The sequence below is a fragment of the Streptomyces sp. NBC_00654 genome (assembly GCF_026341775.1).
Lineage (GTDB): Bacteria > Actinomycetota > Actinomycetes > Streptomycetales > Streptomycetaceae > Streptomyces.
Map to the genome: position 1 here is coordinate 1213014 of NZ_JAPEOB010000002.1, position 19605 is coordinate 1232618.

The window sequence follows — 19605 nt, forward strand, 5'->3', positions numbered from 1 at the left end:
CGGGGGTACGGCCCGCACGCCCGCGGCTGTCAGGTGGTGACGGGCTCCTTGGGCCGGTCGGCACGGGCCAGCGCGTGCTCGACCACCCTGACCAGTACGTCACGCACGGAGGACCGCTCGCGTGCGTCGCACACGAGGACCGGCACCCCGGGATCGAGGTCGAGCGCGGCCTGCACCGTCTCCGCGGGGAAGCGGTCGGCGCCCTCGAAGCAGTTGACGGCCACGGTGAACGGGATCTTCCGGCGCTCGAAGTAGTCGACCGCCGCGAAGCAGTCCGCCAGCCTCCGGGTGTCCGCGAGGACGACCGCGCCCAGGGACCCTTGGGCCAGCTCGTCCCACAGGAACCAGAAGCGGTCCTGGCCCGGGGTACCGAACAGGTACAGCACCAGGTCCTCGCGGAGCGTGATGCGTCCGAAGTCCATGGCCACCGTGGTGGTGGTCTTGCCCTCGACACCCTCCAGGTCGTCCACCGGACGGCCCGCCTCGCTCAGCCTCTCCTCCGTACGCAGCGGCCTGATCTCGCTGACCGCGCCCACCAGGGTCGTCTTGCCCACACCGAATCCGCCCGCCACCAGGATTTTCAGGGTAACGGGCTCAACGGGCCGCCTCTTGCGGCTAGAGCGCCCGAAGGCCATTGATCACCTCGCGAAGAATGTTCACGTCCGGCAGCTCGGCCGGCGGAACGGGACGGGTTACGTGCACCAGCTCGTCCTCCACGAGATCGCCCACCAGCACCCGGACCACTCCCACGGGAAGGTCCAGGCCGGCGGAGAGCTCGGCGATCGACTGGGGCATGTCGCTGCAGAGTTCGACGATCTCCACGTGTTCCGGGGAGAGCGTCTGGTCCCGGCCGGGGTCATCGGCCGCCGGTTCGGGGACGACGACCGCGATCAGGTCGAGCCGGTGGCGTGACGCGCTGCTGGTACGCCCCCGGGTCATCGCGTACGGACGGACCACCGGTCCGGCGTCCGCGTCGTACCAGCGTGAGGACGGGGGGCCACCGGGGGCATCAGAGGATCCGGGGGCGGTCTCCCCGGAGGAGTCGGCGCTCATGCCATCCCCTCACCCTCCGGCGGACAGACCGGTGGTCCGTGGGGCGTTGGCCAGATGGGCGCCCACACGCTTGACCATCAGCGTCATCTCGTACGCCACCTGACCCACGTCGGAGTCGGCGTCGGCCAGGACGGCGAGACAGCTGCCGTCGCCCGCGGCCGTGACGAAGAGGAACGCCTCGTCGAGCTCGACGACGGTCTGGCGCACCCGGCCCGCGTCGAAGTGCCGGCCCACGCCCTTGGCCAGGCTGTGGAAGCCGGAGGCGACAGCGGCCAGATGCTCGCTGTCCTCCCTGGTCAGATCCTGCGAGGTACCGGTGGCCAGACCGTCGCTGGAGAGCACCAGCGCCTTACGGATACTGGCGACGCGCTGCACGAGTTCGTCGAGCAGCCAGTTGAGTTCGCCGGACCCCTGACGTACGGAGTCCTGTGCTGCGGCGTTCGGTGCGGTCATCGACCGTCCCCTCCCGGAGTGGTTCCTGGTGCTGTATCGCCGGGGCCGGACGCGTCCTCGGCGTTCTGCCGGCGGCCGCGCTGCCAGCCCCGTTGGAGCGAGGCCATGCGATCGCGTACTTCGTCCGCGTCGCGCTCGACGTCGTCGGCGCCGTCCACGGGGTCGTGGTGCGGCGGCCCTCCCGCGGATTCCCCGCGGAGCTGGGGGGCGAGGCTCGCCTGCCGGACCCGTCGGGGCAGTCCGCCCACGGTTCCCGGTTCCGCCGGTTCGCCGGGGAACCGCGAGGCGTACGAGGACTCGGGGGACGCCGCGGCCCGGGGGGTCTTGGGGGTACGTGGTGTGCCGGTGTGCGCGACCGGGCCGGTCGTGGTGCGGGTCGGACCGGTGGAACCGGAACCCGTCCCGGGCGATGCCGGGGCGTCCTCGTCGGTGGGGTGGGCGGCACGGCCGGAGTCGTCCACCCGGCGCCCCCGGTCGGCGACGAGTGTCGGAGGCTTGCGGCGGGGCAGCGGCACCGGACCGGCCGGCCGCATCGGACGGACGTCCGCCGACGGTTCACCGCCGTGGTCGCGGGCCTGCTGGTGCTGGTCACGGTCGCCGGCGCGGTGCAGGTCCCGGGAGCGGAAGATGCCGCCGCGTTCGCTCTCGGTGTCCTCCAGATCGCGGACGCCGTCGAGCACGGGGCCGAGCGCCGGGTCGAGGGGCCGGTCGAGCGCGCCGTTCACGAAGTCCAGCGGTCCGACGGGGCCTTCGAGTTCGACGGGTCCGTCGAGCACGGCCGGGTCGGTGAGACCGGTGGGTACCGGGGAGAGCGCCGAGGACCTGCCGGTGCCGCCCGCCCTGCGGTCCTCGCTCTCCCGTGCACCGTCCTTCCCGGACCGGTCGCCGCCCCGGGCGTCGTCCGCCGGGCGGCCGCCGATGATCGCCCGCTCGGCCCGGCGGTCCAGGCGGAATCCGGTGCCGTGTGTGTCGGGGGCGTCGGTCAGCAGCGCCGCCGGGATGAACACGACGGCGGTCGTCCCTCCGTACGGGGACTTCTGGAGCGAGACCCGTACGTTCTGCCGCTGGGCGAGGCGGCTGACCACGAAGAGGCCGAGCCGGTCGGTGTCGGAGAGTTCGAAGTCGGGGGTCTCGGCGAGCCGCAGGTTGGCGTCCAGCAGGATGTCCGGGGCCATGCCGAGCCCCCGGTCGTGGATCTCCAGCGTGAAGCCGTTGGAGACGCGTTCCCCGTGGACCTGGACGGCGGTGTGGGGCGGGGAGAACACGGTGGCGTTCTCCAGGAGTTCGGCGATCAGGTGGGTGAGGTCGGCGACGGCGGGACCGCCGACCCCGATCCGCGGCAGCCGCCGGACCTCGATGCGCTCGTAGTCCTCCACCTCGGCGACCGCGGCCCGGACCACGTCCATCAGCTGGATCGGCTTGCGCCACTGCCGGGACGGGGCGGCCCCGGAAAGGATCACGAGGCCCTCGGCGTGGCGCCGCATGCGGGTGGTCAGGTGGTCGAGGCGGAACAGGTCGGCGAGTTCGTCGCTGTTCTCCGTACGGCGCTCCATGGTGTCCAGCAGCGTCAGCTGGCGGTGCAGGAGCACCTGGTTGCGGCGGGCGAGGTTGACGAACACCTCGGAGACACCGCGGCGCATGTCCGCCTGTTTGACGGCGGCCTCGACGGCGGCCCGCTGAAGGGTGTTGAGGGCCTGGCCGACCTGGCCGATCTCATCCCGTTCGTACTGGAGTCGAGGGGCCTCGGTCTCGACGTCGACCTGTTCCCCGGCGGCGAGCCGGCGCATCACGCTGGGCAGCCGGACGCCGGACACCTCGTGGGCGTCCTTGCGGAGCCGGGAGAGGTCGCGGATCAGCTCACGGCCGATGCGCACGGAGACGAAGACCGAGATGAGGAGGGCGAGGAAGCCGAGGACGCCCGCGATGCCGGCCTGGACGAGAACGCGGTAGGCGGCCGGTTCGGCGCGGCCCTGGAAGCGGTTGCTCATCTCGGTGGAGTCGTTGGCCAGCCGGTCCAGTACGGGCGGGGCCACCTGCTGCCACCGTTCGGCGTCGACCGTGCCCGGCTCCTTCGCCGGTCCGGCGTCGATCAGCCGGCTCTCCGCCGTGCGCAGCGGTTCGGTGTCGGGGCTGCCCCAGTACTGCTCGACGCGTCGTCGCTCCGATGAGGGGAGGAGTTCGAGGTTGATCTCGTAGAGGAGCTTCCGGTTGGCGACGAGGTCGGATATCGCGCGCAGTTCGGGAGCGGTGAGACGGCCCGCGCTGAGTCCGGAGCTGATCAGCGCGTCCTCGCGGGAGAGCATTTCCCGTGCCCGCGATATGCCGACCAGGGCGCGGACCTGCTTGTCCATCGACACGTTCTCCATCCGGTGGAGACCGTTCAGGAAGCGGTAGCAGGGGTCCACGAGGCCGTTGTAGAAGTCCAGGGCCTGGTTGCGGCTGATGGTGCGGTTCTCGACCGAGTCGCGCAGGGCGTCGAGTCCGTCGACGGCGCTGAGGATCGAGTCGAGTTCGGTCTCGGCGGCGGGGCGCAGCGCGTCGCGGATGTCCTGCCGCTGTGCGCCGACCCGGACCTCCGCCACGATCCGGTCGGTGGCGGCACGCTGACGGCGCAGCAGGGGCAGGGCGTCGGAGGCCCTGGGGTCGGCGAGGAAGGCGAGGGTCTGTCTGCGTTCGCCCTGGACGGCCCGGACGGTCTCCTCCAGGGGGTGGCTGACCTTCTCCACGATGGCGCTCGCGCTCATCAGCTGGTTGGCCTCGCGGCCGGTGAGGAAGGTGGCGAAGACCCAGAGGCCCGTGAGGGATACGAGCGGCACCAGGAGCAACGCCACGATCTTCCTGCGGATGGACTTCCCGCGAAAGCGCATGGCCTCCCCCAGATCGCCCCCGCACGCGGGGGTGTGTTCCGTCGGTCCTGCTCGACGTCCGTCGCCCGTGCCCCGACGGTCCGTCGGTCGTTTCTGCGTCGACGACCGTCGGTCCTGCGTCAATAAACGGCGCGAGCCTACTACTGACACACAGGCAACTCGAAGACACCTCCGGAAGATTTTCGGCCGCCCGCCTGCGAGTTGATCGTGAGTTGTCCTGGTATTCCCTGAGATGAATTTCGCGAAAGCGACAGCGGTTGTGTGACAGAGCGCCGTATACCCGGGCGTGGCACTTGGCTGGAATTCTTCGTTCCGTGACCGTCCGGGCTCCCTGGGGCCTTTCTGCGGGAATCTTCACGAGTGTTCATACGTCCCTCTGTATGGGGGAAGATGGCACTGCGGGGCCTGCGCGGCACGATGGACCCGGTCCGCCCGCGTGGAGCGGGCACAAGCCGGGCAGCCACCCTGAAGTCGGACAGTGGTGGGGAGTTGAAGGTCCTTGAATACGGACGAGCGCCGGAGAACCGGAAGGCCGGACGGCACCGCGGCGGCCGGGGCCACGGGAGGGGCGCGGATTCCGCGGCAGCTGTGGGTGGAGGAACCGGCGTCGAAGCGGCGGATGCCTGATGCGGTGCGGACGGCCGCGGTGCGTGCCGTGCTGATCATGTCGCTGACGCTCATCCAGGCCATGGTGGCCTTTCTGTGCACGCTGACGGGTTCCTGGCTCGCCTTCCCGATGGTGCTCAGCTCGGTCGCCAGCACGGTGGTCGCGACCTGGTCGGTGCTGGATGTGTGGGTGACCCGTCAGGTGTGGCATCAGCGCAACGGTGTGGTGTCCGTGCCCAGCAGCACGGCGCGGCGGATGCGCCGCGAGCGCCGCCGGGCACGGCGCGCGGCCCGGACGGCGGACCTGGACGGTACCGGGATACGACGGGACCACCGGGGCGCGAGCGACCTGTCCCAGGCCTGAGGTGCTGGGCCGGTCCTGATCCGGAGGACCGGCCCCATGCTCGTAGCCGTGCACGCGTGGGTACGGGCGCACGCGGGTACGGGCGCACGCGGCTCCGCACAGCGGGAGATCGCCCGCTCGCGTCCGTGCGCGCGTGGGTACGGCCCGTGCGCCCGTCCGGGACGTCAGCCCGCGGCCGGCTCCGGGGAAGGTGTGCCTGCCCCCTCCGGGGCCGCGTTCCGCTTGAACATCCGGGTCGCCGTGATCTCGCCGTGCACCACCTCGCCGTCCGGGTGCTGCTGGGGCAGCCCGGGACGCAGGTGCTCCTCGACGCTGATGTACTTCAGGCCCGCCCTGAGGTCCGCGTCATTGCGCAAGCGGATGACCAGGGGGAATTCGGCGAGCGCCGTCGTGTCGAACAGGCCGGTCGTGTAGAGCAGCTGAACACCCAGCGCGTCCGACACCGCGCGCTGGAGCTCCAGCAGATATGTGGCGTTGGCGCGGCCGATGGGGTTGTCGAGGAAGAGCGTCCCCGCGTGCCGGTGCTGGTGGCGGTCGCGTCCGCGGTCGTTGCTGCGCAGCGCCGCCATGGTGCAGTACAGGGCGATCGCGGCGGTGAGCAGCTGGCCGCCGGAGAACACGTCGCCCATCTGTCCCACCGGGACCCGCTCGGCACGGAGCACGGCGTCCGGCTTGAGGATCTCCACGGCGATGCCCTTGGGCCGCAGAGCCGCCTCGACTCCGCGCAGCAGCAGGGACATTCCGTCGCGCCGCAGGTCGGAGTTCTTCTTGAGTGCGGCGTGCGTGGCCTCGTCGATGACCCCGCCGAGGCGTTCGGTGAGTGTGGCCTGGTCGGGTTCCTCGAAGCGGATGCGGAGGAATTCCTGCCCCGACCACTCCCCCAGTCCCTCGGGCAGCTGGGAGAGCCGCTGGGCGGAGCGGAGGGTGGTGAGGGCGGATTCCACCAGCCCGCGGAGCCGGTCGACGATGGAGTCGCGGTTGCGCTCCAGCTGCACCAGCTCGTCGGTGAGGACGCGCAGCCGGGGGGCGAAGGCGGCGGCCCACTTCTCGGCGTGTTCCGGCAGCGCCGCTGCGGGAAGCTCCCGGATCTGCTGGCGGGCGGGGGTGCGCACCTGCTCGTAGCGGGTGGAGTTGGCGTGCCGTACCAGGATGTCGCTCGCCTCCCGTACGGCGCTCTCGGCCGCCGAGAGGTCGGTGGCGCAGCCGCGCAGGGAGCGGCGGGCCTCGGCGGCGGACTGCCGGGCCTCGTCGAGGCTGCCGGGGTAGGTGTCGGGGGTTTCGGCGGTGTCGTCCGCGCCGTTGTCCCGGAGCAGGTCGCGCAGGAGGGCGGCGGTCTCGTCGAAGCCGCCCGCGGAGTCCTCGGCGGTGCGGTGGGCGTGGAGCAGTTCGGCGTGGGCGGCGCGGGCGGTGTCCAGGGCTCCGTCGGCGGCGGCCCGTTCGGACGTGGCCGTGCGCAGGAGGCCCTGGGCCTGTTCGGCGTCCGCCGGGGACAGCTCGTCGGACAGCTCGGTGTGGTGCGGCTCGTCGTCCTGCGGTGCGAGCCGTTCCGCCTCGCCGCGCAGCCGGCCGAGCTGCTCGCTGGCGGTGGAGGCGCGGGTCTCCAGGAGCTGGACCAGCGATTCGGCCCGTGCCGCCGCCGCCTGACGGGAGGGGCCGTCCGCGCCGTCGGTCCCTTCGAGGAGCTGGGCCGCGCGGGTGCGGACCTTGTTGGTGAGGCGGTCGAGCTCGGCGAGCGCGGCGCTCTCGTCGCTCTCGGCACGGGCCTGTTCGGCGCGCAGGTCGGCGCCGACGCCCACCTTCTCGTACAGCTGGGACGCGGCGCGGTAGGCCTCGCGCAGGGTGGGCAGGGCGGTGCGGACCGTGTCCGGTCCGGGCTCCGGGAGCACTTCCGGGGCGCCGGCGATCTCGGCCCGCTCGGCGCGCAGGGCCCGTGCGGTGCGGCGGGCGTCGTCCCCGGCGCGCTGGGCGGCCCTGCGGTCCTCGTCGGCGGCGCGGGCCCGGTCCAGATACACGGTGGCGCGGGCTTCGGATTCGGCGGCCTCGTCGACCAGTTCACGCAGACGCAGCTGCCACCCGGCGCGCTCACGGAGGCGGAAGGCGAGCCCGGCGAGGGCGTCGGCGGCACGGCGGGCGCGCTGTGCGGTCTCCTGGCGCTCGTCGCGGACGCGGGCGGTGTCGGCGGCGGCCTCGTCGGCCTCGGCGCGGACCGAGCGGGCCTCCGCGAGAGCCACTCGGGCCGTTTCGGCGGCGGTACGGGCGGCGGCGGCAGCGGCCGCGAGCTCGGCGAGCATCCCTGGCGGGCAGTCGGCGCGCCAGGAGCCGATCCGGGCGGCGAGCGAGCGGTCGCCGGTGAGCCGGGCGGCGAGGGTCCTGATGTCCTCGTCACGGGCGGTGGCCCTGCTCCGGAGCGCCTGCCGCTCCTCGTCCGCGGCGTGCTCGTCGTGCATGGCCGGGTTCGGCGGGACGAGGAAGACGCCGTCCGTGTGCCCGTCCGTGCCGGGGGCGGGGACGGGTGCGAGGAGCGCGGCGGCGGTGCCGACGGCGACGGCGGACCGGGGCAGGAGGGCCGCGGCCCCCAGGACCTCACGGGCGCGGGCGTGCGAGTCGGGGTCGGTGATGACGACGCCGTCGACCAGCTCGGGACGGGCGGCGAGCACCGAGGCGTGGTCGGCCGGGTCGACGGCCTGCGCGAGGTAGCGCCAGCCGGGCAGGGCGGGAATGCCGTGCTCGCCGAGGTATTCGACGGTGGCGAGGACGTCGGGGCCCGGCGGGAGCAGGCCGCCGTCGCCGAGCGCGCCGAGGATCCGCGCGTCGTCGGCCGCGGCGGTGCGCAGGTCGAAGAGCCTGCGTTCGGCCGCGGCGATGCCCTGGTCGAGGAGGTCGCGGAGCTCGTCGGCGCTCCGGTCGAACTCCTCGGCGGTCAGGGGCCGCGGTGCGCCGTCGGTGTCCTCGGCGACAGCCGTCGTGGTGCCGGCCCGGCGGCCGGCGACGGGCGCGGTGGGCCGGCCGTCGTCCTCGGGGGCGCCGGTGGTGTCCCGGTGCGCGGTGGCGTACGGCTCGCCCGGCTCCGTGCCGGTGCCCGTCCCCGTGCCGGGGGTGCGGGCGCCTCGGCGGGGGTGCGGTACCCCGGTGGCCGACGGCAGGCTCAGCAGGTCCGCGAGGCGGTCGTCGGCGGCGATCGATCCGGCGGCCCCGAGCTCGTCCTCGTAGGACTGCTCCGCGGCCTTCGCCCCGTCCGCGGCCCGTGCCGCGGCGAGCTCGGCGCGGCTCTCGTCGGCCGCCGCCTCCCTGGCGAGGTCGGCCGCCGCCCGCGCGGCGTCCCGGGCGGTGTCCCAGGCGGCGACGGCCGACTGTTCGGCGTCGCTCGCGGCGAGGGCGGCGCGGGCCGGGTCGGCGTCGGGCGCGGTGTTGTCGAGCCAGCCCGCCCGGACCGCTTCGGTGGTCTCCTGCTCCACCTCGGCCAGCCGCTGGCGCAGGTGTCCGGCCTCGCTGCGGGCGCGCTGGGCCTCGGTGGCGGCGATCGTGGCGTCGCGGTGGGCCCGCTCGCCGGTGGCCTGGAGGGTGTCGGAACGCTCCTCCTCCTCGTTGGCCACCCGCTCGCCGTCCTCGGCGGCGGTGTGCAGGGCCCGTACGAGATCGGCGGCGGCCGTGGCACGGGCGGCGAGGGCGGGCGCCGCGTCGCGTTCGGCCTCGCGGATGGCGACGGCGACCCTGGCCGAACGGTCGGCGGCGGCCCGGTGGCGCAGGACCGCTTCGGCGGCCTGCCAGGCGGCGTGCAGGGTCCTGGCCTCGCCCAGCTCACGACGCTGGGCGGCGGCGCCCTTCTCGGCGGCGGTCAGGGCCAGCGACGCGTGCCGGTAGGCCAGTTCGGCGGCGATCAGGGCACGGTGGCTCCGGGTCGCCTCGGCCTCGGTGACGGTGTGGGCGGCGGCGGTGACCTGCTGGGCCAGCTCCGCGGTGCGGCCGCGTTCCTCGGCGGCGCGGGCGGCGAGGCGGCGGGCGAGGGTGCGGGTGCGCCGTTCTGCGCCCGCGTGGATGTCGCGGGTACGGGAGCGGGTGGCGGTGGCCTCGACGATCCGGCCCAGCAGATCGACCGAGCCCGCGGTGAAGTCGCGTTCGGCGGTGAGTTCGGCGCGGCGGCCCAGCTTGTTGCCGAAGCCGCTGACCAGGTCGGCGAGGCCGTCGGTGTCGCGGGTGTCGGTGACGGCGCGGAGGAGCAGGTCGGTGAAGTCGGAGTCCTTCTTGACCGCGAAGAGCCCGGCGGCCTCACCCTCGTCGGCGTTCATCTCGCGCTGGTAGCGGAAGAGTTCGGGGTCCAGGCCGAGGTCGCCGAGGTGCTCGTTCCAGCGGTCGTGGATCTCTTCCCAGTGCACGTCGAGGTGCTGGTAGAACTTGCCCGCGTCCATCAGCGCGTCGCGGAAGCCCTTCATGGTGCGGCGCCTGCCCTGAGCGCCGGAGGCGCCTTCCGCCGGGCGGACCACGGAGGTGGCCTCGGCGACCGGGAGGCTGTCCAGGCTGAGTCCGGGGCCGGGGCGGAAGGAGTACCAGGCCTCGGCGAACTTGCGCGGGTCGTTGGAGACCTGACGTCCCCGCCATTCGCTGACCTTGCCGACGACGACGCATTCGCCGGTGAGGGTGTGCTGCCACTCCAGGGCGACATGGCCGCAGTCGTCGGCGAGCAGGAACTTGCGCAGGACGCCGGAGCTGGCGCCGCCCAGGGTGTTGCGGTGGCCGGGCAGCATCACCGAGAAGATCAGCTTGAGCAGGACGGACTTGCCGCCGCCGTTCTCCAGGAAGAGCACACCCGCCGGCGCCGGACGGCGCGGCGGGCCGACCGGCTCCTCCTCGAAGAACTCGGCCTGGGCCGGCGCGGGGTCGGGAACGGGCTCGCCCACTCCGCGCAGGTCGAGGACGGTGTCGGCGTAGCGCGCACCGGCAGGCCCGATGGAGTAGAGGCGGACCCGGGACAACTCGTACATGGCGGCGGACTCTCGTCGTTCGGAAAGCGGGTGCGGAGCGGCGGTTGCGGGGCGGCTTCAGGCGTGGAAGGGCAGGCCCGCGTCGGCGGCCAGCTCCAGGCTGTCGGGGTCGGGCGGGGGCAGCAGCGTGGCCGTGCCGTCGGTGACGGGGACGACCCCCAGATCCAGCAGCTCGGCCATGGCGGCGCTGCCCGCCATGTCGCGTACCTGGAGCTGGTAGCGGGCGGTGGTGCGGTAGGCGCCGCCCGCGTCGTCCCCGGTGCGCTGGAGGAAGCCGGAGTCGGTGAGGAAGGCGACGGCCTTGCCGATGATGCCGGTGGTGGAACCGGCCAGCCGCCGGGCGTCCTTGGTCGCTCCGGTGGCGCTGCGGCGGGCGTAGATCCGCCACCCGGCCTCCAGCCCCGGGGCGTCGGTGGCCGGGTCGCTGTTGTCGCCCTGCTCCTCGGCGCGCTCCTCCAGCCGGTGGCAGGCCTGACGGACGAACGCGTCGACCCCGTTGACCGTGATGCGGCCGATGTACGCGTCGTCGGCGAGGTCCTCGGGGCGGGGGAAGGCCATGGCCGCGACGGCGAGGTGGGCGAGGCCGTGCAGGAAGCGGTCGGCGGCGTCGGAGGAGGCGCGGCGGGCGTAGTCGCCCATGCGTACGGCGAAGACCGAGTCCTCGCCCGCCGTCACCGCCATGCCGGCCCGGGTGGACACCTCCAGGACGATGAGTCCGAGCCCGGTGGCGACGGCGTCGGCGAGCCGGGCGAAGGCGGGCTCCTCGCGGTAGCGGCGGAGCAGTTCGGCGTACTCGGCGTCGCGTGCGGGAAGCAGCTTGGGCTGGAGTCCGAAGGAGACCAGCCGTGCGGCGTCGGCGGCGTCGGCCGGGGTGACCGGCGCACCGGTGGCCGTCTCGGCCGCCGGTGCGGGGTCGGTGCTGTGCGTGGCATGCGGGCCGGACGGCTCGCCCCACACGTCGGTGTGCTCGGCGTGGTGGTCGCTCACGGCCGTGGCTCCTTGCTGCGGAAAGGCTTCGGTACGGGGCGGGGCGCGAGCCGTACGGCACGGCGGGGCGCGAGCCGTACGGGGCGGTGTCCGGGCCCGGGTGGCACGGGGTGGGGGGCGGCGGTCATGAGGCCTCCTTGCGGTCGGCGGCCATTCCGGCCGCGTCCAGCAGAGCGGTGCCCACTATGAGGTCGGCGCCGCCGAACTCCGGGTCGTCCAGCTCCGTACCGTCGTCGACCGCGAACAGCAGGCGCCGCTCGCCCTGGCGGTAGGCGGTACCGACGGGCGGGCTGGCGGCGTGGACGGCGAGCAGGGCGACCAGGTACGGCAGTTCGGGATCGCTGAGCCGGGCCTCGGCGAGCAGACCGGAGAGCCGGCGCGGTGCGTCGTGCTCCAGGTCGAGCAGGGTCATGGCGCTCGCGAGCTGGTCCTCGCTGAACCGGCTGTCGTCCGGCGTGGCGATCAGATCGGGCTCGGGCATCTCCGCGCCCAGGTGCTCCCGCTCCAGGGGCGGGGTGAGGAGCATGTCGACCAGGTCTCCCACGCGTACGGACGTGGGGGTGCGCAGTCCCGTCCCGTGCGCGAAGAAGGCGTCGGTGGCGCGGATCGACTGTTCGACGGGGAGCGGGAGCAGCGGGGCGACCAGCTGGCCGTACAGGTCGAGGCCCACCCGGGCGGTGGGGGCGGCGAACGCCTGGCGGTCCTGTTCGGCGCGGAACAGCGGTCCGGCCTCCAGCAGCCGGGACTGGAGCTGGGTGTGGCGGCGGATGCAGTCCTTGACGATGTCGACCAGCTCGGCGGCGCGCCGCTTGTGCTCGGGTTCCTCGGCCTCGTCACGCGCCTTGCGGATGTTGGTGAGGATCGCGTTCTCGTGGCGGTAGCGGTCGGCCACGTGGTCCAGGGCTTCGTCGATCATGTCCGGGACCGTGTTGAGCCAGTCGACCGCGCGCACATTGCGCCGGGTCGCCTCCAGGGTCCTGCGGAGCGTCTGCGCGTACTGCACGGTGCGGTAGCGGGCCTGCTCGGCGGCGAGCTGGGCATCGGCGAGGCGGCCCCGGCTGATCAGGACCTCCAGTTTCACCTCGGCGGCGATCTGGGCGCTGGTGACGTCGGTGTCCAGGGCGCCGACGAGGACGTTGACCGCCTCGTCGGTGGCGCGGAGGTAGACGGTGCCGCCGTACCCCGGGACCTCCTCGATCAGCTTGAAGTCGTAGTCCCGGCGGACGTAGACGCCGTCCGGCCCGAAGGTGCCGTACACCGCACGGAATCCGCGGTCGACGCTCCCGACGTTGATCAGGTTCTCCAGGACCCAGCGGGCGACCCGTTCGTGCTCGGCGACGGGGCGCCGCGGGGCCTGCGCGCCCACCCGGGGCAGGAGTCTGGCCACTATCTGGTCGTGGTCGGCACCCGTGTCGAAGTCCATGTTGAGCGTGACCAGGTCGATGGCGGCGAGGGCGACCTCCGCCATCGCGTAGACCGTGTACTCACCGGCCAGGTTCGCCTTGCGGACGTCGAGATCGTGCAGCGGCGCCGTGCAGGCGAGCGCGCGCAGCCGCCGCGAGAGCCCCTCGTCGGCGGCGGGGCCCGGGGCAGGCCGCGGCCCCGCGCTGAGCTGGGGCGCAGCGTTGTCCGTGTAGGCAGGCGAAGTCACGTGGGACAGATTAGGTCCTCGCACTGACAACGGTCGAAACGGCGCAGAAGCGACCGCCCCGGCCCGGGTGTTCCGTGAGCCGGGAGATGCCCGGTGCACCGTACCGGACGACCGGCGCGCACCGCGGGGAGCCGGCCCGCGCACTCTACCGGGAGCGCTGCGCGCACGGCGGGACCGGCCCCGCGTCACCCCGTGGGCGGCCCGTATCCGCCGCCTCCCGGCGTGCGCAGGACCAGGACGTCCCCGGCGTCCAGCCCGATGGTGTCGCAGCCCTTCAGCTCCGTGACCGTCGTGCCGTCGGCGCGCTCGATGTGCTGGCTTCCCAGCGCGCCCGGTCCGCCGCCCGCCATGCCGTAGGGAGGGACGCGCCGGTGGCCGGAGAGCAGGTCCAGTGTGACCGGTTCGAGGAAGCGGATCCGGCGCTCCACGCCCCGGCCCCCGTGCCACCGGCCCGCCCCTCCGCTTCCCTCCCGCACCCCGAAGCTCTCCAGCAGGACGGGCAGGCGCCACTCCAGGACTTCGGGGTCGGTGAGCCGGGAGTTGGTCATATGGGTCTGTACGGCGTCGGTGCCGTCGAAGCCCTCCCCCGCTCCGGAGCCGCTCGCGACCGTTTCGTAGTACTGGACACGGTCGTTGCCGAAGGTGACGTTGTTCATCGTGCCGGACCCCTCGGCCTGCTCCCCCAGGGCCGCGTAGAGGGCCCCGGTGATGGCCTGGGAGGTCTCCACATTGCCCGCGACGGTCGCCGCCGGAGGGACGGGTGACAGCATCGAGCCCTCCGGGACGCGTACCTCCAGGGGTTTGAGGCAGCCACTGTTGAGCGGGATGTCCTCGGTGACCAGGGTCCGGAAGACGTACAGGACGGCGGCCATGACGACGGATCCGGGCGCGTTGAAGTTGCCCGTCTGCTGGGGCGAGGTGCCGGTGAAGTCGAGTACGGCGCCGCGGGCGGCCCGGTCCACTCTCAGCGCCACTTCGATCACGGCGCCGTTGTCGGTCTCGTAGCGGCAGGAGCCGTCGTCCAGCCCGGCGATGATCCGGCGTACGGATTCCTCGGCGTTGTCCTGGACGTGGCCCATGTACGCCTCGACGACATCCGCTCCGAACCGGTCCACCATGCGCCGCAGTTCGGTGATGCCCTTCTCGTTGGCGGCGATCTGGGCGCGCAGGTCGGCGAGGTTGGTCTCCGGGGCGCGCGAGGGGTAGGGGGCGGAGGTGAGCAGCTCCCGGGTCTCGGACTCGCGCAGCCGGCCGTCACGTACCAGGAGCCAGTTGTCGAACAGCACGCCCTCCTCCTGGACGGTGCGGCTGAAGGCGGGCATGGAGCCGGGGGTGATGCCGCCGATCTCGGCGTGGTGCCCGCGCGAGGCGACCAGGAATCGCAGCGTGGCCCTCGCGCCCCCGTCCCGGCCCTCGCTCATCTCGCTGCCGCCACCGTCGTTGCCGTCCCCGCCGCCGTCGCCGCCGTCGCTGTCGTCGCTGTCGAACACCGGCGTCACGACCGTCACATCGGGCAGGTGGGTGCCGCCGTGGTACGGGTCGTTGATGGCGTACACGTCGCCGGGGCGCATCGTTCCCGCGTTGCGCCGCAGGACCTCCTTGATGGACTCCCCCATCGAACCCAGGTGCACCGGAATGTGCGGCGCGTTGGCGATGAGGTTGCCCTCGGCGTCGAAGAGGGCGCAGGAGAAGTCCAGCCGCTCCTTGATGTTGACGGAGTGGGCCGTGTTCTCCAGGCGCACGCCCATCTGCTCGGCGATCGACATGAAGAGGTTGTTGAACACCTCCAGCATCACCGGGTCCACCCGGGTGCCGACCGCGGTCCGGTCGGGGCGCGGGCGTGCCCGGGTCAGGACCAGATGGCCGGTCGGGCTGCCCGCGGCCTGCCAGCCGGGGTCCACGACGGTGGTGGCATCGTCCTCGGCGACCACGGTGGGGCCGGTCACGGTGTCCTCGGGGCGCAGGTCCTCCCGCCGGAACAGCGGGACCCGCTGCCATCGGCCGTCGGCGTACATCCGTACCGTGTCCCGGCGCCGCGGTGCGCCCCCGCTCGCCGCGGCGCCGGGCCGGTACGGGGTGTGCGGCCCGGCCGTTCCGGTCGCCTCCACCGAGACCGCCCCGACGACGAGCGGCTTGTCCATCGTGAAGCCGTAGCGGGCCCGGTGGACGGAGGTGAACTCCTCGGTCATGGCGGCCACGGTGTCCAGGGCGACGGGCAGCGCCGCGTCCGTGCCCGCGTACCGCAGCAGCACCCGGGCCCCGGTGCTGACGGCGGAGTCGGGGATCCCGTCGGCACGGAGGTCGGCACGGGTCCGGTCGGCCAGTCGGGCGCAGAGCCGGTCCACCCGCTCGCGGGCGGGCTCGTCCAGTTCTGCCTCGACGGACTGTTCGCGCATCGCGGTGGCGTCGGCGAGGCCGATCCCGTACGCGGAGAGCACCCCGGCGAGCGGCGGTACGAGGACGGTGTCGATGCCGAGTGCGTCGGCGACCGCGCAGGCGTGCTGGCCGCCCGCTCCGCCGAAGGCGGTCAGGGCGTAGCGGGTGATGTCATGGCCGCGTTGTACGGAGATCTTCTTGACGGCGTTCGCCATGTTCAGCACGGCGATCTCCAGGAATCCCGCGGCGGTCTCGGCCGCGGTGGGGCGGTTCCCGGTCGCCGCGGCCACCTCGGCGGCCAGGGCGTCGAAGCGCTCGCGCACCAGGTCCGCGTCGAGGGGCAGATCCCCGTCCGGTCCGAAGACGGCGGGGAAATGGGCCGGCTGGACCCGGCCGAGCATCACATTGGCGTCCGTGACGGTGAGCGGTCCGCCGCGCCGGTAGCAGGCCGGGCCGGGAACGGCGCCCGCCGAATCGGGGCCGACCCGGTAGCGGCGGCCGTCGAAGTGCAGGAGGGACCCGCCGCCGGCCGCGACCGTGTGGATGCGCATCATGGGCGCGCTCATCCGGACCCCGGCCACCTGCGTGCCGAGCTCCCGCTCGAACTCGCCCGCGTAGTGCGACACATCGGTGGACGTACCGCCCATGTCGAAGCCGATGACCCGGTCGTATCCCGCCTGCTGCGACGTGCGGGCCATTCCGACGACGCCGCCGGCCGGTCCGGAGAGCACGGCGTCCTTGCCTCGGAAGCGGGCGGCCTCGCGCAGGCCGCCGTTGGACTGCATGAACATCAGCCGGATTCCGGGGAGTTCGGCCGCGATCCCGTCGACGTACCGGCGCAGGACCGGCGAGAGGTAGGCGTCCACGACCGTGGTGTCGCCGCGCGGTACGAGGCGGATCAGGGGGCTGACCTCGTGGGAGCTGCTGACCTGGGTGAAGCCCGCCTCGCGGGCGGCGTCGGCGACGGCCCGTTCGTGGGCGGGGTGGCGGTAGCCGTGCATGAGGACGACGGCGGCGCTGCGCAGGCCGTCGGCGTACGCGGCTCTCAGCCCCTCCGCCACCGGGGCGAGGTCCAGGGGTCTGACGGTCCGTCCCCCGGCGTCGATCCGCTCCGGGACCTCGATCACCCGGTCGTGGACGGCCTCGGGGAGCACGATATGCCGGTCGAAGAGGCGGGGGCGGTTCTGGTACGCGATTCTCAGCGCGTCCCGGAAGCCCTGGGTGATGAGGAGGACGGTGGGTTCGCCGCGGCGCTCCAGCAGGGCGTTGGTCGCCACGGTGGTGCCCATCTTCACGACCGCGATCCGGTCGGCGGGCACCGGGTCGGCGGGGCCCAGACCGAGCAGCAGCCGGATCCCGGCGACCGCCGCGTCGCGGTAGCGCCCGGGGTCGTGCGAGAGGAGCTTGCGGGTGATCAGACGGCCGTCGGGGTGGCGGCCCACCACATCGGTGAAGGTACCGCCCCTGTCGATCCAGAACTCCCAGCGTCCGGTCATTCCGTCATTCTGGCCCGGAGCGCGGGGGCGGGCGGGGAAGGACTTCGCGGGGCGTGGCGGAGTCCCCCTCCCGGCGCGTCCGGTGCCCGGGTCCCCCGTCGGGTGACCGGATCCGCCGGACCGGTCACCGCCCGGCGCGTACGTCCGGGCGTTCGCGCGTGTCAGACAGCCGGTGCGTCGGGCCCGATCCTGCTGCGTACCGCGGTCTGCACCTCGGCCTCCTCGGCCGGGTCCGCGGCCAGCCGGCGCAGGCGCTCGGCGACCCGGATGTCCCCGGTCTCGGCGTGGAGCGCGGCGAGCTCCCGGGTGGTCTCCTCGCAGTCCCACAGGCACTCCACCGCGAATCCGGTGGCGAAGGACGGGTCGGTGGCGGCCAGGGCCCGCGCGGCCCGGCCGCGCAGGTGCGAGGAGGACGTCTCGCGGTAGACATGGCGCAGCACGGGCGCGGCGCAGGCGATGCCCAGGCGGCCGGTGCCGTCGACGAGGGTCCACAGCCGCCGGGCGTCGGCGCCGTCGCCGCGTACGGCTTCGCGCAGGGCGCCGAGGACGAGCGGGGCGTCCTGGGCCGTTCCCCGGCAGGCGAGGATCCCGCCGGCCGAGGCGCCGAGCGCGTCGGGCCGGTGGGCCCAGCTCCGCGCCCGGTCCACGGCGGCTTCACCGGGCATCCGCTCGAACGCGGCGACGGCCGCATCGGCGACGGAGCGCGCGGGGCTGAGGGCGGCGGCCTCGATGAGGTCGAGCACGGCCGGGTCCTGGGCCTCGACGAGATAGTGCAGCGCGGCGCAGCGGGCGCCCTCGGGGCCGCTGCGGGCCGCCTCGACGATCATCGGCCGGTCGTCGGGGCCGGCGACCGCGGCGAGGCAGCGGGCGGCCGGGACGTGCAGTTCGCTGCCGCGTTCCAGTGCCTGCTGGGCCCAGTCGAAGACGGCCTGGACGCTCCAGCCGGGGCGCGGGCCACCAGGGCGCATCTGGCGCTGCCACCGGTCGAACGAGCCCTGTTCGGTGGCGGCTCTGACCCGGGCGCCGACCTCGTCGCGCGGATCGTCGGCCCACAGCCGCCAGGGGCGCGGTTCGAAGGCGTCCCGTACGGCGACGGCCAGGTCGGCGGCGCCTTCCTCGGTGGCCGGGAAGCGGCCGAGGACGGGCACGGCCAGTGAGCGCAGCCCCGCGTCGTCGTCGCGCAGGGCGAGCTCGTCGAGCGCCCAGGCCCAGTTGGCCCCGGTGGCCGCGTACCGCCGCAGCAGCGCCAGGGCGTCCGCACGTCCGTAGGAGGCGAGGTGCCCCAGGACCGCGAGCGCCAGGCCCGTCCGGGAGTCCTCGGTGTCGAGGTGGTCCTCGGGATCGCGCAGGTGCCGCTCGATCTCCTCGATGCCGCCGTCGAGATCGAGGTACAGGCGGGCGTAGTAGAGGGAGCGGTTCTCGACCTGCCAGTCGTGCCGCGGATCGCTCAGGACGCAGTGGTTGAGGGCCGCGAGGGCCTCGGGGCGCGGTGCGGCGAGTGCGTGGAGCGTGCCGTCGCCGCGGCCCCTCTGCAACAGGCCGAGCAGGGTGCCGCTCGGCGCTATGAACGGATCGAACATGGAAAATGCCTCACATCAAGCTGTCGACGCAACCGGGACTGTGCCGTTCCACGTGCCCGAGGGCACTATGCCGCGCAGCAACATGATCGGCCGACCGCCGTCTTCTGCCTGGTGTAGACCATCTTCCTCTGCCTCTCGTCGGTGGTCCGGAGCGGACCCGCGACGTCATGATGACCCAGCCATTTCGCCACCGCGACCACATTTACGACGGACCGGTCACGGGACATACCGGCGGGCATGCCGCACGGCAGGCCCGCGGGCGCCTCAGCGGGCACCGAAGAGTTCCAGCAGGTCGGCCTTGCCGAACACGTGCGCCGTGTCCAGCGCGGACGGCGTTCCGGCGGCCGGATCGGCGCCCGCGGCGAGCAGCGCCTCGATCACGGTCCGCTCGCCCTTGAAGACGGCTCCGGCGAGCGGTGTCTGCCCCCGGTCGTTGGCCCGGCCCGGGTCGGCGCCGCGGGCGGCGAGGGCGGTGACCGCCGCCGCGTGCCCGTGATAGGCGGCGAGCATCAGCAGCGAGTCGCCCCGGTCGTTGGTGAGGTTGGCGGGCACACCCGCGTCGACGTACGCGACGAGCGCGTCGGTCTCACCGCGGCGGGCCAGGTCGAAGACCTTGGCCGCCAGCTCGACCACCTCGGGATCGGGGGTTTCGCTCATCGGACGGACCGCCTTCCATAACCGTTCATGCTGCCGCTGACCAGGTGGGGTGCACGGCACAGGGCCGTACGAGTGAATCGACAGGGTACTGCTCCGGGTCCGACATGCCCCGGCCCGGATGCGGCAACACATCACCGCGAGTGACTCCTGCCCGGCACGGGAGCCGAAATGCTCCTCCGGGCAACCAACTTCCGTCTGCCAATCAGGTGAAAATCATCACTTTTCACCTGATTGTCCTCTTTATCGTATAGATACTTCCTGTGAGCCTGGAAGGACTCATGGTGACTGTCCCCCCAACCAGGAGAACACTCATGATCCTTTCCATCTCGGGCGTCGTCCTGCTCGGCATCATCGTCTTCCTGTTCTTCAAGAAGGACGGGCTCAAGGCGTCGCACGCCCTCATCTGTGCCCTGTTCGGCTTCTATCTGGCCGGCACCGCCATCGCTCCGAGCATCACAGCGGGCGGGGCGAGCCTCGCCGGCCTGCTGGGCGGGATCAAGTTCTGACGCTCCGCGACCGCTTCCACCCCCTTCAGG

At 73.3% G+C, this 19605-nt stretch carries 12 protein-coding genes; 2 read left to right on the forward strand and 10 right to left on the reverse strand.

Going from position 1 to position 19605, the window contains the following annotated elements; translation table 11 throughout:
- Nucleotides 1-29: 29 nt before the first annotated feature.
- Genes OHA98_RS25675 through OHA98_RS25690 form a run of 4 tightly spaced genes read right to left on the reverse strand, consistent with a single transcriptional unit; the run spans nt 30 to nt 4373 of the window.
- Nucleotides 30-635 carry an ATP/GTP-binding protein gene (locus OHA98_RS25675; RefSeq protein ID WP_266929096.1) on the reverse strand — a complete coding sequence of 202 codons (606 nt, stop codon included), beginning with the start codon at nt 633-635 and terminating at the stop codon, nt 30-32.
- Complete coding sequence (locus tag OHA98_RS25680; RefSeq protein ID WP_266929097.1) at nt 616-1053, reverse strand: DUF742 domain-containing protein; 438 nt, start codon at nt 1051-1053, stop codon at nt 616-618. The genes OHA98_RS25675 and OHA98_RS25680 overlap by 20 nt, the downstream gene beginning before the upstream one ends.
- Nucleotides 1054-1062: 9 nt before the next feature.
- The gene (locus tag OHA98_RS25685; RefSeq protein ID WP_266929098.1) at nt 1063-1506 is read right to left on the reverse strand and encodes a roadblock/LC7 domain-containing protein; all 444 of its coding nucleotides are present in this window, start codon (nt 1504-1506) and stop codon (nt 1063-1065) included.
- Nucleotides 1503-4373, reverse strand: a complete 2871-nt coding sequence (locus OHA98_RS25690) for a nitrate- and nitrite sensing domain-containing protein (RefSeq protein WP_266929099.1) — start codon at nt 4371-4373, stop codon at nt 1503-1505. Before OHA98_RS25690 ends, OHA98_RS25685 begins: the two co-directional genes overlap by 4 nt.
- 619 nt (nt 4374-4992) lie before the next feature.
- On the opposite strand from OHA98_RS25690, the gene OHA98_RS25695 reads away from it, so the two are divergent.
- Nucleotides 4993-5343: a hypothetical protein gene (locus OHA98_RS25695; RefSeq protein ID WP_266930908.1), complete on the forward strand. Its 351-nt coding sequence runs from the start codon at nt 4993-4995 to the stop codon at nt 5341-5343.
- A gap of 164 nt (nt 5344-5507) precedes the next feature.
- On the opposite strand, the gene OHA98_RS25700 is transcribed toward OHA98_RS25695, so the two are convergent.
- The 6 genes from OHA98_RS25700 to OHA98_RS25725 all read right to left on the reverse strand — a co-directional run bounded on the left by OHA98_RS25700 (nt 5508) and on the right by OHA98_RS25725 (nt 19069).
- Nucleotides 5508-10322, reverse strand: coding sequence for a hypothetical protein (locus OHA98_RS25700; RefSeq protein ID WP_266929100.1), 4815 nt, complete (start codon nt 10320-10322; stop codon nt 5508-5510).
- A gap of 57 nt (nt 10323-10379) precedes the next feature.
- Nucleotides 10380-11309 carry a hypothetical protein gene (locus OHA98_RS25705; RefSeq protein WP_266929101.1) on the reverse strand — a complete coding sequence of 310 codons (930 nt, stop codon included), beginning with the start codon at nt 11307-11309 and terminating at the stop codon, nt 10380-10382.
- A gap of 124 nt (nt 11310-11433) precedes the next feature.
- Nucleotides 11434-12960 (reverse strand): hypothetical protein, encoded by a 1527-nt coding sequence (locus OHA98_RS25710; protein WP_266929102.1) that lies wholly within the window; start codon nt 12958-12960, stop codon nt 11434-11436.
- 185 nt (nt 12961-13145) lie between these two features.
- Nucleotides 13146-16832 carry a hydantoinase B/oxoprolinase family protein gene (locus OHA98_RS25715; RefSeq protein WP_266929103.1) on the reverse strand — a complete coding sequence of 1229 codons (3687 nt, stop codon included), beginning with the start codon at nt 16830-16832 and terminating at the stop codon, nt 13146-13148.
- 161 nt (nt 16833-16993) lie between these two features.
- Nucleotides 16994-18412 (reverse strand): HEAT repeat domain-containing protein, encoded by a 1419-nt coding sequence (locus OHA98_RS25720; RefSeq protein ID WP_266929104.1) that lies wholly within the window; start codon nt 18410-18412, stop codon nt 16994-16996.
- 264 nt (nt 18413-18676) lie between these two features.
- Nucleotides 18677-19069 (reverse strand): ankyrin repeat domain-containing protein, encoded by a 393-nt coding sequence (locus tag OHA98_RS25725; RefSeq protein ID WP_266929105.1) that lies wholly within the window; start codon nt 19067-19069, stop codon nt 18677-18679.
- 311 nt (nt 19070-19380) lie between these two features.
- On the opposite strand from OHA98_RS25725, the gene OHA98_RS25730 reads away from it, so the two are divergent.
- Nucleotides 19381-19575, forward strand: a complete 195-nt coding sequence (locus tag OHA98_RS25730) for a hypothetical protein (RefSeq protein ID WP_073722514.1) — start codon at nt 19381-19383, stop codon at nt 19573-19575.
- The last annotated feature ends 30 nt before the right edge of the window (nt 19576-19605 follow it).